The sequence below is a fragment of the Mycobacterium rhizamassiliense genome, assembly GCF_900157375.1.
In the GTDB taxonomy this organism is placed as follows: Bacteria; Actinomycetota; Actinomycetes; order Mycobacteriales; family Mycobacteriaceae; genus Mycobacterium; species Mycobacterium rhizamassiliense.
Genome location: NZ_LT721901.1, coordinates 1,781,498 through 1,796,009 on the forward strand (window position 1 = coordinate 1,781,498; position 14,512 = coordinate 1,796,009).

A 14,512-nucleotide genomic window follows, 5' to 3' on the forward strand; every position below is an offset into this window, starting at 1 on the left:
ACGCACGCCGCCGCGCCGGGTGCGCCCGAAGCGCAAGGGCGGCGTGCGTCGCTGGGCCGGGACGGTTTCGTCGAGCGGGGACGGCGGGCCGGTCGGGCGGCTGATCGCCTGCGGCGGCTCGGGACGGGCGCCGGGCGGCGGACCCGGCTGTCGGGGCCGTCCGCGTCGGGATGATCGGTCGCCGTTCACCGGAACAACTTACGTGCCCCGCCTCGGCGAGGCCGGTGCGAAACGCGGGGACCCGCGGTCAGGGACGCGCGCGCAGGCCGTTGATGAAGGGGCAACCCATCAGCACGCGGATGGCCTGACTCAGGCCCGTCATGTCGTCGACCGGCTTGTGGAACGGCAGCCGGATGTCGTGGTCGCCGTCGTCGCCCTCGATGCGAAACCGCACGCCGTAGCGGTCGAGGCCCAGCGGCCGGACCTGTCCGCGGCGCAGCTGGGCGGGCAGCCGCGATACCAGCCGGGCGACGACGTCGCCGTGCGCCTTGTCCAGGTGCCACAGCAGGCTCGACTCGATCTCGCAGAACGGGTCGGGCCGGGCGGCCAGCAGGTCGGCCACGCTGACGGGCTCGGCGCCGGTGGCGTCGGTGACCACGATGGAATCGATCTCCAGCCGCAGCAGGGCGTAGCGGGTGTCCCGCGGGCCGCTCGGCGCTGATCGCGGGGTATCGACCTGCAGCAACGCCGGGTTCGGGCACTCGGAGGCGATCAGGTCGAGGGTCTCGCTCACCGCGGTCGGCGGGACCTGCTGCAAGCGCCCGCGTACCCACACCAGGGAACGCACCGGCTCGCGCAGCGGCAGGGGCGCGTAGTCGGTCAGCTCGAGCAGCGCTTGGGACCCGGCGACCAGGCAGCCCGCGTCGCCGCCGCGTTCGACGGGGACGGTGACCGCGAACGTCCCGTCGCCCAGCAAGTGGTGCACGGGGGCGGCGACCGGGTCCTCGTTCTCGACGGCCAGCAACGCGCCGCCGGCCCGGAGACAGGCGCTGCGGATGCGTTCGGCAGTCGTCGGCGCGGCGCTGGTCAGCGGTAACATCATTCTCCTTAGTTCATTAGGCAAGCCTAAGTTAACTTAGATCGCGAGACGCTGCAAGGCCCGTTGCGGATCGACGCCGTTAGGGTTGTTGCGTGGCCCGCATCACTTACCTCGGTCCGGAGGGGACGTTCACCGATGCGGCGCTGCTGCAGATGACGGCCGCCGGGCTGATCCCCGACCAGGGGGCGGACGCGGTGCAGCGCCTCCCCGTCGACAGCACGCCGGTGGCGCTGGACGCGGTCCGCAACGGCGAGGCCGACTACGCGTGTGTGCCGATCGAGAACTCGATCGACGGTTCGGTGATGCCCACGCTGGACAGCCTGGCGATCGGGTCGCCGCTGCAGGTCTTCGCCGAGACGACGCTGGACGTGGCGTTCACCATCGTCGTCCAGCCCGGGCGCGGCGCCGCCGACGTGCGCACGGTGGCGGCCTTCCCGGTGGCCGAGGCCCAGGTGCGGCAGTGGATCGCGGCCAACCTGCCCGGCACCGAACCGCTGCCCGCCTACTCCAACGCCGACGCGGCCCGGCAGGTCGCCGAGGGCCACGCCGACGCCGGGGTGACCTCGCCGCTGGCGGCTGCGCGGTGGAAGCTGGCCGCCCTGGCCGAGGGCGTCGTCGACGAGGCCAACGCCCGCACCCGCTTCGTGCTGGTCGGCCTGCCCGGGCAGCCGCCGGTGCGGACCGGAAACGATCGCACGTCGGTGGTGCTGCGCATCCCTAATGAGCCCGGCGCGCTGGTCACGTCGCTCGCCGAATTCGGCATCCGCGGCATCGATCTCACCCGCATCGAGTCCCGGCCGACGCGCACGGAGCTCGGCACGTACCTGTTCTTCGCCGACTGCGTCGGCCACATCGACGATTTCGCCGTCGCCGAGGCACTCAAGGCGCTGCACCGTCGTTGTGCTGACGTGAGATACCTGGGTTCCTGGCCGACGGGTGCGGCTGCGCCGGTGGGGGCACCGCCCCCGGACGACGCGGCGCGCTGGCTCGAGCGGCTGCGTGACGGCAAGCCGGCCCACGGCGACGCGTCCGGGGGTGCCGGCCGATGAGCGGTCGTCTGGTGCTGGTGCGGCACGGCCAGTCCTACGGCAACGTCGAGCGCCGCCTGGACACCCGGCCACCGGGCGCCGACCTCACCCCGCTGGGCCGCGACCAGGCCCTGACGTTCGCGCATGCCGCGGGCCAGCCGGCGCTGCTCGCGCACTCGGTGGCGGTGCGGGCGGCGCAGACGGCCGAGGTGATCGGCGGCGCGGTCAACCTGGCCACCCACCAGGTCGCGAACATTCACGAGGTGCAGGTCGGGAAGCTGGAAAACCGCAACGACGACGAGGCGGTCGCCGAATTCAACGCCATCTACGAGAGGTGGCATCACGGCGAACTCGACGTGCCGCTCCCCGGCGGCGAGACGGGCAACGACCTGCTGGACCGCTATGTGCCGGTGCTCACCGACCTGCGGATGCGCTACCTGGACAACGACGACTGGGACGGCGACATCGTTGTTGTCAGCCACGGCGCGGCGATCCGGCTGGCGTCGGCGGTGCTGGCGGGCGTGGACGCGACCTTCGCCCTGGACAACCATTTGAGCAACACCGAATCCGTGGTGCTGGCCCCGATCACCGACGGCCGCTGGAGTTGTCTGCGCTGGGGCAGCCTCACGCCGCCGTTCTACCCGGACCCCGATAAAGCCGAAGCTGCCCCGGTCGCCGACGCGGTGCACTCCAGCAGCGACCCGATGGGGTAGGACTCAGATCGCCACCGCGAGCGACCCGGTGCACGAGCACCCGACGGCGTCGCAGTCGATGACGAACGCGTGCGGCACCAGCTCGGGGCTGAAGCAGTCGGCCTCGGTGCACTCCGAGCGGTGCAATGTGTGATGAATGATCGTGCCGTGGCAGTGATCTAAGCCTGCCCGGCAGTGGCGGCAGTCAGCGCTCATGAGCCGTTCTTAGCACCGGGTCACGACAAATTCGGGATGCCGCGCCCAGCGGGTAGCGGGTTGTCAGGACCAGCCGAGTTCGTCCAGGCGGTCGTCGTCGATGCCGAAGTGATGGGCGATCTCGTGAATCACGGTGACCGCCACCTCTTCGACCAACTCGTCGTCGGTGTCGCAGACGTCCAGCAGCGCGTCGCGGTAGATCGTGATCGCGTCGGGCAGCGATCCGCCGTAGTCGGAATCGCGCTCGGTCAGCGCCACGCCCTCGTACAACCCGAGCAGCTCGGGGTCATCCGGATGGCGGTCTTCGACCAGGATGACGACGTTGTCCATCGCGGCCGCCAGTTCGGTCGGAATCAGGTCCAGTGCGTCTGCGACCAGCTCGTCGAACCGCTGCGGCTCCATCCGCACGGCCACCCGGCTAGCCCCCCGGCGGGGGCGCGTCGGGCGGAGGTGGCGTCGGCGGGTCGCCGGGGGCGGGGGGGGGGGGGGCCGCCGGACAACGGGCTGCCGCCGGGCGCGGGCGGCGGGGGTGCGTCCAGCGGCGGACCCGACCCCGGCGGCAGCCCGTTGTCCGGCGGCGGCGGGGCCTGCGGCGGCGCCTGGGGCGCCTGCGAGGCCGGCGAGTGCTGCGGGGTCACCACCGGCTGCTGCTGCGGCAGGTGCTGGTTGTTCGGCGGCATCTCCGGTGGGCCGCTGGACTGGCTGGGCGGCGCCTGGGGGGCCGGCACCTGGACCGGGATCAGCGGCGCGGTGAGGCGCTCTTCGGGGATGTCGGGCGGTGGCACCGGCGGCTGACCGTTGATCAGCAGGTGGCCCTTGGCGCTGTTGAGCAGCGTGGCCCAGCCGCCGTTACCCAGCGTTGCGCCGATGCTGCAGGCGACCTCTCGGCTGCCCGCCGACCAAGTGGGCAGCGACAGGGTGGGGTAGATCAGCGTCAGGGTCGTGGTCCGCAACTTGACCGGCGCGAGGAACGCGTCGGTCATCTTGGTGCAGGCGTCCTTGATGAAACCGTCCTGGTCCGGTTCTGCGGGCAGGGCGCCGGGGAACTTCTCGGCCAGGTTGACCGTCCCGGTGACCTCCATGGCGTGCGGAGCCCCGCAGTCGACGGGAACGTCGACGGGTTGGTTGGTGGACGGGTCGATGCCCAGGCAGGTGCCGGCCGGCCACACCTTGGACTGGTCTACGTCGGAGACCTTGCCCTTGAAGGTGGCCTGCGTGTTATTGGTGCCGGGCAGCTGCAGACCGCACAGCATCCGCCGCTCGCCGGACTGGCGCCACGCGCGGTCACCCGCCCACAGCATGCTGACGGTGAACTTGCTGTTGGGATCGAACTTGGGCCCGAGGTAGCGGTGGACCGCGGCCTCGCACTGCTCCTGGCTGATCTGCTGGATGCGGGCGGGCGACGGCGGCGCGGCGTTGGGCCCGTACTCGGCCCCCGGGAATGTCCGCATGTCGATGGACTCGGCGACCTCGAACTTGTGGTCGTCGGCGCAGCTGACGATGCGCGCCGACTCGGGCGTGACGTCGGGCCACATCAGGCAGTCGCCGGTGGTGGCGCGGTTGAAGGCGGCGTCGCTCTTAGCCCCGGTGCTGGGCACCGGCGCGCTGTTCATGTAGCCGGCCAGCCGGCCCCCGTTGCTGTCGACGGGGATCGCGGTAACCAGCCCGGCGATCAACAGGCCGCCCAGCGCGGTGAGCAGCAGCGCCCGCCGGGTTGCCGCCGCCTGCAGGGTGTTCGGCCATCCAAAACCGGCCGTCGACCGCTGCGCCTTGCCCGCGGGCGGCGCAGCGGAAGAAGCTTCGGTCTCAAGGGTGTCCGACATCGGCTCCATTCTGACAGGGCCAGCTAAGTCAATGGGGCAAACGTTGCAGAAGTGAGTCCTGCAGCCGGATGAGCCGGATGCACCGCACACCGCCCGGCGGGCAAAAAGTAATCTTGCGGCCGTGATCGACTTGAAGCTGCTGCGCGAAGACCCCGATGCCGTGCGGCGTTCCCAAGTCAGCCGCGGCGAAGATCCGGCGCTGGTGGACGCGCTGCTGACGGCCGATGCCGCCCGCCGCTCGGCGATATCGACCGCCGACGGGCTGCGCGCCGAGCAGAAGGCCGCCAGCAAGAGCGTGGGCAAGGCGTCGCCCGACGACCGGCCGGCATTGTTGGCGCGCGCCAAGGAGGTGGCCGAGCAGGTGAAGGCCGCCGAGACGGCGCAGGCTGACTCCGAGGCCGCCTTCACCGCCGCCCACATGGCGATCTCGAACGTCGTCATCGACGGCGTGCCGGCCGGCGGGGAGGATAACTTCGCCGTGCTCGACGTCGTCGGCGAGACCCCGGCGATCGACGACCCGAAGGACCACCTGGAGCTCGGCGAATCGCTGGGCCTCATCGACATGGCGCGCGGCGCCAAGGTGTCCGGGTCGCGGTTCTACTTCCTGACCGGCCGCGGCGCGCTGCTGCAGCTCGGCCTGCTGCAGCTGGCCCTGCAACTCGCCGTCGAGAACGGCTTCATCCCGATGATCCCGCCGGTGCTGGTGCGCCCGGAGGTGATGGCCGGCACCGGATTCCTGGGCGCGCACGCCGACGAGATCTACCGGGTGGAAGCCGACGACCTGTATCTGGTGGGCACCTCCGAGGTGCCGCTGGCCGGCTACCACTCCAACGAGATCCTGGACCTGTCCGGCGGCCCGATGCGGTACGCGGGGTGGTCGTCGTGTTTCCGCCGCGAGGCTGGCAGCTACGGCAAGGACACCCGCGGCATCATCCGGGTGCACCAGTTCGACAAGGTCGAGGGCTTCGTCTACTGCACGCCCGACGAGGCGGAGGCCGAACACCAGCGGCTGCTGGGCTGGCAGCGCGAGATGCTGGCGCGCATCGAGGTGCCGTACCGGGTGATCGATGTCGCCGCAGGCGATCTCGGCTCTTCGGCGGCCCGCAAGTTCGACTGCGAGGCGTGGGTGCCGACGCAGCAGACCTACCGCGAGCTGACCTCGACGTCGAACTGCACGACGTTTCAGGCGCGCCGGCTGGCCACCCGCTACCGCGACGCAGGAGGCAAGCCGCAGACCGCCGCGACGCTCAACGGCACGCTGGGCACCACCCGCTGGCTCGTGGCGATCCTGGAGAACCATCAGCAGGCCGATGGCAGCGTGCGGGTGCCCGCCGCGCTGGTGCCCTTCGTTGGTACCGAGGTGTTGGAACCGGCCGCCCCGTGACCGCCATCGGAACGCCGCTGTCGCCGAACGCGACCAGGGTGATGCTGCTCGGCGCCGGCGAACTCGGCCGCGAGGTAGTAATCGCGCTGCAGCGCCTCGGCGTGGAGACCATCGCCGTCGACCGCTACGACAATGCGCCGGGCCACCAGGTCGCCCACCACGCGCGGACCATCTCGATGTCGGACCCCGACCAGCTCAAGGCGTTGATCGAAGCCGAAAAGCCCGACCTGGTGGTCCCGGAGATCGAGGCCATCGCCACCGAGGCGCTCGAGGAACTGGAAGCGGCCGGCGCGGTCCGGGTGATCCCCACCGCGCTCGCGGCGCGGCTGACGATGGACCGGGAGGGCATCCGCCGCCTGGCCGCCGAGACCCTCGACCTGCCCACCAGCCCGTACCAGTTCTGCGGCGCACTGGCCGAATTGCAGGCCGCCGCCGACGCCATCGGCTACCCGTGCGTGGTCAAGCCGGTGATGAGCAGCTCGGGCAAGGGCCAGAGCAAGCTCGACGGGCCCGGCGACGTGGCGGCGGCCTGGACCTACGCGATGGCCGGCGGCCGCGTCAGCCACGGCCGCGTGATCGTCGAGGGCTTCATCGACTTCGATTACGAGATAACGCTATTGACCGTCCGGGCGCGCGGCGACGACGGTGAGGTGGACACCCGATTCTGCGCCCCGATCGGTCACAAGCAGGTCGACGGCGACTATGTCGAGAGCTGGCAACCGCACCCGATGTCAGAGGCCGCGCTGGACAACGCGCAGCGAATCGCGCGCACCGTCACGGAAAGCCTTGGCGGGCAAGGAGTTTTCGGCGTCGAGTTGTTCGTCAAGGGTGACTACGTGTGGTTCAGCGAGGTCAGCCCGCGCCCGCACGACACCGGCATGGTCACGATGATCAGCCAGTGGCAGAACGAGTTCGAGCTGCATGCCCGCGCCATCCTGGGGCTTCCGGTCGACACCACCTGCAGGACGCCGGGCGCCAGCGCGGTGATCTACGGCGTCCTCGACGCCGAGGGTGTGGTGTTCGACGGCGTGGACGAAGCGCTCCGGGTGCCGCGAACGGACCTGCGGCTGTTCGGAAAGCCGGAAAGCTTCGCCAAACGGCGCATGGGTGTCGCGCTGGCCTACGACGATGACCTGGACACCGCGCGGCGCAACGCGGTCGAGGCGGCCAGCCGGGTCAGGCCGCGCGAAGGCGCGTCCTAGGCGTCGACGGTGGCGCGGTCCTGCTCGTGCCTGCGCTGGCGTTCCATCGTGGCGAAGTAGAACGCGAACGCGAAGGCGAAGCTGGTGAACAGGCTGGACACGAAGTACAGCCAGGGCCGCCGATACCCGCGGCGGTAGCCGTCGACGATCGTGAAGATCGGCAGCAGAACGACATTGGCGATCGTGTAGTCCTGGCTGGCCGAGCTGGCGGCGGGGTTGGTGAACATCAGCTTGATGTATTCGGCCCAGCTGCCGTGTTCGCCCCACAGCGGGTTGGTGGAGCCGTGTGAGTACTCCTGCACATAGGTGATGTTGAAGTACCACCCCAGCGCCACCGAGGCGATGCCGACGAGGTAGTACACGATTTCCATCGGCGAGAACATCGGGCCGACGGACGGCCGGGCGAAGACGTTCGAGTTCGACCTGACGATCCAGATGATGACCGCGAGTCCGAGTACCGCGTGCGTGAGAAGCGAGACCATTGGCGCAGTCTCACCCCTGGCGCAAAGTTTTGTCAATATTGTCAAAAAGTTTCTTGATACGTTACTGCCATGGTTCGGCCCGCCCAGACGGCACGCAGCGAGCGCACGCGCGAGGCGCTGCGCCAGGCCGCGCTGGTGCGGTTCCTGGCTCAGGGCGTCGAGGACACCTCGGCCGAGCAGATCGCCGCGGACGCCGGCGTCTCGCTGCGCACCTTCTACCGCCACTTCAGCTCCAAGCACGAACTGCTGTTCGCCGACTACACCGGGCTGCACTGGTTTCGCGGGGCGCTGGACGCCCGGCCGGTCGACGAGCCGGTCATCGACTCGGTGCAGGCGGCCGTGTTCGCCTTCCCGTATGACGTTGAGGCCGTGACGAAAATCGCCGCGCTCCGGGGCGGCGACCTCGATCAGGGCCGCATCGTCCGGCACATTCGCGACGTCCAGGCCGACCTCGCAGGCGCCATCGAGGAACAGCTCCGCCGGCGCAGCGGCGCGGCCGTTGGAACTCCGGATGCGGCGCTGCGCGTCACGGTGACCGCCCGGTGCATCGCGGCCGCGGTGTTCGGCGCGATGGAGGCCTGGATGGTCGGCGAGGAGCGCTCGCTCGGCGAGCTCGCCCGGATCACCCACGTCGCGCTCGAGTCGCTGCGCGGCGGCGTCTCCGGCACCTGGGTCACCGCAGTTTCGTCATAATTGACAAAACTTTGGGTCCATGCGAGCCTCCATCCTGGAGGGCAGGACATGACTGAATATGACGCGATAGTTATCGGTGCCGGGCATAACGGCCTGACCGCGGCCGTGCTGCTGCAAAAGGCGGGACTGCGCACGCTGTGCCTGGATCCCAAGCTCTACGCCGGTGGCATGGCCTCCACCGTGGAGCTTTTCGACGGGTATCAATTCGAGATCGCCGGCTCGGTGCTCTTCCCGACGTCGTCGGTGGTGGTCGGCGAACTAGGCCTGGACACCATGCCGACGATCGACCTGGACGTGATGTCGGTGGCGGTACGCGGTGTCGGTGACGATCCGCTGATCCAATACAGCGACCCGATCAAACTGTTCGCCCACCTCAACGAGGTCCACGGGGCCGAGGCCGTCAACGGCATGGCGGGGCTGATGGGCTGGGCTCAGGCGCCGTGCCGCGCGCTGGGCCGGTTCGAGGCCGGGACGCCACCCAAGAGCATCGACGAGATGTATGCCTGTGCCACAAACGAATTCGAGCGTTCGGCGATCGACGACATGTTGTTCGGATCGGTCACCGACGTGTTGGACCGCTACCTGCCCGACCGGGAGAAGTTCGGCGCCATCCGCGGCTCGATGACGGTGCTGGCGGTCAACACCCTCTACCGCGGCCCGTCCACGCCCGGCAGCGCGGCCGCACTCGCCTTCGGGCTGGGCGTTCCCGAGGGCGACACCATGCAGATGAAGAAGCTGCGCGGCGGCATCGGCGCGCTTACCGAGCATCTGCGCCAGGTGCTGGAGAGCCACGGCGGCGAAGTCCGGTTGCGTTCCAAGGTGACCGAGATTCTGGTCGCCGACGGACAGGTGACCGGAGTGCGCATCGAGTCGGGCGAGACGTTCGAGGCGCCGATCGTCGTCTCCGGCGTCGCGCCCGACGTCACGCTCAACGAGATGATCGATCCCGGCGCGCTGCCCGCCGACATCCGGGAACGGTATGCGCGTATCGACCACCGCGGCAGCTACCTGCAGATGCACTTCGCCCTGGACGAGGCCCCCGAATTCGCCTCCCCCTACGAGGTTCTCAACGAGCGGGCCATGCAGGCCTCCATCGGGCTGTTCTGCACGCCGGAGGAAGTCCAGCAGCAGTGGGAGGACGCCCGGCGCGGCATCGTTCCGGCGGATCCGACGGTGGTGCTGCAGATTCCGTCGCAGAACGATCCGGACCTCGCACCCGAGGGCAAGCACGCCGCGTCGGCGTTCGCGTTGTTCTTCCCGATCGAGGGCGACGTGGACTACGGGCAGGCCAAGGTCGAGATGGGTCAGCGGGTGATCGACAAGATCACCCGATTGGCGCCGAATTTCGAACGCAGCATCATCCGGCACACCACGTTCACGCCCAAGCACATGGGGGTGATGTTCGGCGCGCCCGGCGGCGACTACTGCCACGGGCTGCTGAACGCGAACCAGATCGGGCCCAACCGGCCCGGGCCGAAAGGCTTTCTCGGCCAACCCATCCCGATCAAGGGGCTGTACCTGGGCAGTGCCGGATGCCATGGCGGCCCGGGCATCACCTTTACGCCGGGCTACAACGCCGCTCACGCGGCGCTCGAAGACGCGGGCCGCTGAGCGCCGCTCGCTACACGCGCTGACCGAGCAGCTCGTCGAGCAGTGCGACGAACTCCTCCGGCTGGGCCGGGGTGAACGCGGGGCACAGCCGGTGCCGCGGGACGTCGAGGGTGATCAGCGTCGAGCGCAACGGGCGGTGCATGTCCAGGGGTAACCAGCGGCGCAGATCCGAGCTGCCCCACAGCTGGAATCGCTGGTTGAGTATCCCCAGCGACTCGGCCCGGTAGCCGCGAATCGCGCTGAGCGCGATGATCTTCGACGTGCCGGAGGGAAAGTGATAGCGGCGCAACGTGATCGCCGTGCGGTCCAGCTGGACCAGGCCGTCGTCGTAGGACTTCGCGGCGCTCATGCGCGCGCGCTTCGCAGCTGGTGGCCGCGCGTGGTCAGGCAGCGGCCGTCGTCGAGTCGCCACTGCCAGCCGTGCAGGTTGCAAGTCAGCGTGTTTCCTTCCACCACACCGAATTTCGACAGGTCGGCCTTCAGGTGCGGGCAACGCCGCTGCATCTCCCAGCCGTCCATGGTGATCGAGGCGGAGTCGTCGTGGGTTTCGGCGAACCAGCCGTCGGCGTAGGCGATCCGCTCGCCGGTGAGGCATTTAAAGAACGTGTACAGGTATTCGTTGTAGCCGCCGACCCGCCACGCTTGGAACCGGGTGGACAAGAAGATGGTGTTGACCCAGTCCGGCTCGCCGTCGCGTAGCACGGTGCGCACCAGCTCGGGCGCGATGGCGAACCCGTAGCGCACCTTCTCGTCGGGAATACGTTCGCGGACGACACGTTTGGGGAAGTCAAGGACGACCGTTTCGGTGCCCATCACCAGCTCGACGGGATAGCCGATGCCGTCGCAGATCTCGTTGCTTTGCAGCATGATCGGCTCGAACAGCGACCGCAGCGGTTCGAGCAGCGGCTCGCCGGTCGCCGGCGCCCAGCCGGCTTTCTCGCCGGCCAGCACGGGGGCCATCCGCTCGGCGTAGTCGGCGATGTAAGCCGCCTTGCCGGTGGTGAAGATCGCCTCGACCTGGTCGGTCGGTAGCGGGTGGGTCAGCGAATTCAGCGCCGTGCCAGTGAAATCCGCGACCGAACCGGGCATCATCAGCAGGCCGCCGTCCTGCCCGTGGGTGCGCATCTGGTCCAGAAACACCATCTGGTCGGGGAAGATGTTTGCCGGATCGTCGTGGTCGTCGTTGAGGTCACGCAGGTCGGGGTCCAAGAAGCAGGGCGGCCCGGCCGACGGCACCACCCAGGTCGCGTCGACCTGGGCGACGTACTGGCGCGCCCGGTCCATCTGGCGCTGCCGCTTCTGGGTGCCGAACGATTCTTTGGCGCGGGCCGGCATGTCGTAGACCATCGGGTACCAGATCGCGCCGGAGTACTGCAGCAGGTGGACGTCGACGTGGCCGAACTGGGATTCCAGCACGTCCAGGTCGACGGGCCGGGCGTCGTTCATGTTGAAAACCGATGTGCTGCCGTCGGAAATCACCAGGGCCGAATCGCCGATCGGCCCGTCCGCGGGCGCCCGCAGCGCGATGACCATGATGTCGAGATCGCCACGCGGGCCACTGATCCGGTGCTTGACCGAGTCGCTGGTCTCGAAGAACCGGTGGAAGCCCAGCTCCTGCAACGCATTTCGAAGATCGGGCACCGGGAAGTCAGGCAGCAGCACCGTCGCGTCCTTGTTGACGTGCGCGCTCAGCTGCTTGGCGTCGAAGTGATCCTTGTGCAGGTGCGAGACGTAGAGGTAGTCGCAGTCGCCCAGGGCATCCCAGTCCAGGGTGCTGTTGTCCGGGAACGGGAACCAGGACGCGAAGTAGGCGGGGTTGACCCAGGGGTCGCACAGGATGCTGCCCGCATGGGTCTCGATCAGAAATCCGGCATGGCCGACGCTCGTGACCTGCACAAATACCTTTCCGGGGAGTCTTGGGATCCGTCCAAGCTTAGCGTCTCGCTTCACCACTGCAGGCGGCTCACAGCCGGGCCCACTAGGCTGAGCAGCTGTGGAACCTGCTTACGGGACCGCGATTGCGGTTGCGCGCCTGATCTGGCGCGTCCAAGGGCTGAAGATCACCGTCACGGGCATCGAGAACCTCCCGGCCAGTGGCGGTGCGGTCGTCGCGATCAACCACACCGGCTACCTCGACTTCACCTTCGCCGGGTTGCCGGCCTACAAGCAGGGCCTCGGCCGCAAGGTCCGGTTCATGGCCAAGCAAGAGGTCTTCGACGGCAAGATCACCGGGCCGATCATGCGCAGCCTGCGTCACATCGCGGTCGACCGCCAGGACGGGGCCGCGTCGTACGAGGCGGCCGTCAGGAACCTCAAGGACGGCGAGCTGGTCGGGGTCTATCCCGAGGCGACCATCAGCCGCAGCTTCGAGATCAAAGAATGCAAAGGCGGCGCCGCCCGGATGGCCGTGGAGGCCGGCGTGCCGATCATCCCGCACATCGTCTGGGGCGCGCAGCGGATCTGGACCAAGGGCCATCCCAAGAACATGTTCCGGCCGAAGGTGCCGATCACGGTGGTCGTCGGCGAACCGATCGAGCCGACGCTGGGGGTGGGAGAGCTCAGGGGCCTGCTGCATTCGCGGATGCAACACCTGCTCGAGCGGGCGCAGGAGCAGTACGGGCCCCATCCGGCCGGAGAGTTCTGGGTGCCGCACCGGCTGGGCGGTGGTGCGCCGTCGCTGGCCGATGCCGCCCGATTGGATGCCGAGGAAGCCGCCGCGAAAGCGGCGCGCCGCGCCGAAGGCACTGGGGCGCCGGAGTAGTCGTCGATGGGGGAACCGACCTTCCGCACCCTGGAAATCCTGGCCCAGCTGGCCGTCCTGGCCACCGGCACCCGGGTTACCTACCGCGGCGAGGAGAACGTTCCCGGCCGCGGTGGTGCGGTGGTCACCATCAACCACACCAGCTACGTCGACTGGTTGCCGGCCGCGTTGGTCATGCACCGCCGGGGCCGCCGGCTGCGCTTCATGATCAAGGCCGAAATGCAGGACGTGAAGGTCGTCAACTTCCTGATCAAGCGCACCCGCACCATTCCGGTGGATCGCAACGCCGGCGCGGGTGCCTACACGGTCGCCGTGCAGCGGCTCCGCGAGGGAGAGCTGGTCGGGGTCTATCCCGAGGCCACCATCAGCCGCAGTTTCGAGCTCAAGGAGTTCAAGACCGGCGCCGCGCGGATGGCCATCGAGGCCGAGGTCCCGATCGTCCCGGTGATCGTCTGGGGCGCCCAGCGGATCTGGACCAAGGACCATCCACGGAAGGTCGGGCGTCGCAACGTGCCGATCACCGTGCAGGTGGGCGCGCCGTTGCGCGCCGCCACGGACGTCGCGCGGACCGACGACGCGCTGCGCGACTCGATGACGTCGCTGCTGTACCAAGCTCAGGACCGCTACCCGCACCCGCCGGGGGCGTACTGGGTGCCGCACCGGTTGGGGGGCGGCGCACCGACGTTGGCCGAGGCGGCCCAGATAGAGGCCGATGAAGCGGCGGCGAAGGCCGCCGCTCGAACCCCGCACCAGTCATGAGGGGAAGGACAAGACATGGCAGAGCCGTTTTACCGATTTGGTGAGTTGATCGTCCCGCCGGTCGTCGCCATGCAGGGCACCAAGTTCACGTTCCAGGGCCTGGAGAACATCCCGACCCACGGCGGCGCGTTGCTTGCCCAGAACCACACCAGCTACCTGGACTGGCTACCGACGATCTTCGCCGCGCGGGAGCGGCGCCGCCGGATGTACTTCATGATCAAGGCCGAGATGGGCGAGGTGAAGGCGATGAACTACGTCATCAAGCATGCCCGCCTGATCCCGGTGGACCGCCGCCATGGGAACGACGCGCTGGCGGTGGGCGTGCAGCGGATGCGTGAGGGCGAGCTGATCGGGATGCATCCCGAGGCCACCATCAGCCGCAGTTTCGAACTGCGCGAATTCAAGACCGGGGCGGCGCGGATGGCGCTGGAGGCGCAGGTGCCGATCGTGCCGATCATCGTCTGGGGCGCGCACCGGATCTGGCCCAAGGATCATCCAAAGAAGGTGTTCCGCAACAAGGTTCCGATCGTCGTGGCGGCCGGCCGGCCGTTGCTGCCCCAGGGCGACGCCGAACATCTCAACGCCGCGCTGCGCAACGCGATGAGGGCGATGCTCTATCGGGTGCAGGAGGAATACCCGCATCCGGAGGGGCAGCACTGGGTGCCCCAACGGCTGGGCGGCAGCGCGCCCAACCAGGAGGACTCGCGGGCGATCCGGTTGGCCGAGTTGCAGGACCGGATCCAGAAGTACGGCACCGACGGCGTGACCCGGCCCGGTGAGAACCAAAGCGGCCTGCACTGATCAGCAGACAGCACAACGAAG

At 69.0% G+C, this 14,512-nt stretch carries 15 protein-coding genes and 2 pseudogenes; 9 read left to right on the plus strand and 8 right to left on the minus strand.

The window, feature by feature from the left end:
• Both MRAB57_RS28910 and MRAB57_RS08620 read right to left on the minus strand, forming a co-directional pair.
• A pseudogene (locus MRAB57_RS28910) lies at window positions 1–189 on the minus strand (hypothetical protein); the annotation flags it as partial.
• A gap of 58 nt (window positions 190–247) precedes the next feature.
• Window positions 248–1,039 carry a DUF2470 domain-containing protein gene (locus MRAB57_RS08620; protein WP_077090486.1) on the minus strand — a complete coding sequence of 264 codons (792 nt, stop codon included), beginning with the start codon at window positions 1,037–1,039 and terminating at the stop codon, window positions 248–250.
• A 92-nt stretch (window positions 1,040–1,131) separates the two neighbouring features.
• On the opposite strand from MRAB57_RS08620, the gene pheA reads away from it, so the two are divergent.
• Both pheA and MRAB57_RS08630 read left to right on the plus strand, forming a co-directional pair.
• Window positions 1,132–2,088 (plus strand): prephenate dehydratase, encoded by a 957-nt coding sequence (gene pheA, locus MRAB57_RS08625; RefSeq protein WP_077087187.1) that lies wholly within the window; start codon window positions 1,132–1,134, stop codon window positions 2,086–2,088.
• Window positions 2,085–2,780, plus strand: coding sequence for a histidine phosphatase family protein (locus tag MRAB57_RS08630; RefSeq protein ID WP_077087188.1), 696 nt, complete (start codon window positions 2,085–2,087; stop codon window positions 2,778–2,780). Before pheA ends, MRAB57_RS08630 begins: the two co-directional genes overlap by 4 nt.
• A 3-nt stretch (window positions 2,781–2,783) precedes the next feature.
• Here the strand turns inward: MRAB57_RS08630 and MRAB57_RS08635 are convergent, their stop codons facing one another.
• The 3 genes and pseudogenes from MRAB57_RS08635 to MRAB57_RS08645 form a co-directional block, all read right to left on the minus strand.
• On the minus strand, window positions 2,784–2,975 hold the full coding sequence (locus tag MRAB57_RS08635) for a hypothetical protein (RefSeq protein WP_077087189.1): 192 nt from the start codon (window positions 2,973–2,975) through the stop codon (window positions 2,784–2,786).
• 20 nt (window positions 2,976–2,995) lie between these two features.
• Window positions 2,996–3,389, minus strand: a pseudogene (locus MRAB57_RS08640) (metallopeptidase family protein).
• Window positions 3,329–4,807 (minus strand): septum formation family protein, encoded by a 1,479-nt coding sequence (locus tag MRAB57_RS08645; RefSeq protein ID WP_083743345.1) that lies wholly within the window; start codon window positions 4,805–4,807, stop codon window positions 3,329–3,331. Before MRAB57_RS08645 ends, MRAB57_RS08640 begins: the two are co-directional and overlap by 61 nt.
• 112 nt (window positions 4,808–4,919) lie before the next feature.
• Between MRAB57_RS08645 and serS the strand changes: the two genes are divergently transcribed.
• On the plus strand, window positions 4,920–6,182 hold the full coding sequence (gene serS, locus MRAB57_RS08650; protein WP_077087191.1) for a serine--tRNA ligase: 1,263 nt from the start codon (window positions 4,920–4,922) through the stop codon (window positions 6,180–6,182).
• Entirely contained in the window at window positions 6,179–7,384 is a 1,206-nt protein-coding gene (gene purT / locus MRAB57_RS08655) for a formate-dependent phosphoribosylglycinamide formyltransferase (protein WP_077087192.1), read from the plus strand. Before serS ends, purT begins: the two co-directional genes overlap by 4 nt.
• Here purT and MRAB57_RS08660 read toward each other — a convergent pair.
• A complete protein-coding gene (locus MRAB57_RS08660; RefSeq protein WP_077087193.1) occupies window positions 7,381–7,866 on the minus strand; it encodes a DUF2834 domain-containing protein in 486 nt (161 codons plus the stop codon). The two genes, purT and MRAB57_RS08660, sit on opposite strands and share 4 nt — an antisense overlap.
• A 69-nt stretch (window positions 7,867–7,935) precedes the next feature.
• Between MRAB57_RS08660 and MRAB57_RS08665 the strand changes: the two genes are divergently transcribed.
• Both MRAB57_RS08665 and MRAB57_RS08670 read left to right on the plus strand, forming a co-directional pair.
• On the plus strand, window positions 7,936–8,559 hold the full coding sequence (locus MRAB57_RS08665) for a TetR/AcrR family transcriptional regulator (RefSeq protein ID WP_077087194.1): 624 nt from the start codon (window positions 7,936–7,938) through the stop codon (window positions 8,557–8,559).
• 48 nt (window positions 8,560–8,607) lie between these two features.
• Window positions 8,608–10,170, plus strand: a complete 1,563-nt coding sequence (locus tag MRAB57_RS08670; RefSeq protein WP_077087195.1) for a phytoene desaturase family protein — start codon at window positions 8,608–8,610, stop codon at window positions 10,168–10,170.
• A gap of 10 nt (window positions 10,171–10,180) precedes the next feature.
• On the opposite strand, the gene MRAB57_RS08675 is transcribed toward MRAB57_RS08670, so the two are convergent.
• Both MRAB57_RS08675 and MRAB57_RS08680 read right to left on the minus strand, forming a co-directional pair.
• Window positions 10,181–10,519 carry a hypothetical protein gene (locus MRAB57_RS08675; protein ID WP_077087196.1) on the minus strand — a complete coding sequence of 113 codons (339 nt, stop codon included), beginning with the start codon at window positions 10,517–10,519 and terminating at the stop codon, window positions 10,181–10,183.
• Window positions 10,516–12,066 (minus strand): MBL fold metallo-hydrolase, encoded by a 1,551-nt coding sequence (locus tag MRAB57_RS08680; protein ID WP_077087197.1) that lies wholly within the window; start codon window positions 12,064–12,066, stop codon window positions 10,516–10,518. The genes MRAB57_RS08675 and MRAB57_RS08680 overlap by 4 nt, the downstream gene beginning before the upstream one ends.
• Before the next feature lie 97 nt (window positions 12,067–12,163).
• Here MRAB57_RS08680 and MRAB57_RS08685 point away from each other — a divergent pair, with 97 nt between their 5' ends.
• Genes MRAB57_RS08685 through MRAB57_RS08695 form a run of 3 tightly spaced genes read left to right on the plus strand, consistent with a single transcriptional unit; the run spans window position 12,164 to window position 14,491 of the window.
• Entirely contained in the window at window positions 12,164–12,931 is a 768-nt protein-coding gene (locus tag MRAB57_RS08685; protein WP_077087198.1) for a lysophospholipid acyltransferase family protein, read from the plus strand.
• Window positions 12,932–12,937: 6 nt separating this feature from the next.
• The gene (locus MRAB57_RS08690; protein WP_077087199.1) at window positions 12,938–13,690 is read left to right on the plus strand and encodes a lysophospholipid acyltransferase family protein; all 753 of its coding nucleotides are present in this window, start codon (window positions 12,938–12,940) and stop codon (window positions 13,688–13,690) included.
• Window positions 13,691–13,705: 15 nt separating this feature from the next.
• A complete protein-coding gene (locus MRAB57_RS08695; RefSeq protein WP_077087200.1) occupies window positions 13,706–14,491 on the plus strand; it encodes a lysophospholipid acyltransferase family protein in 786 nt (261 codons plus the stop codon).
• Window positions 14,492–14,512 lie beyond the last annotated feature (21 nt).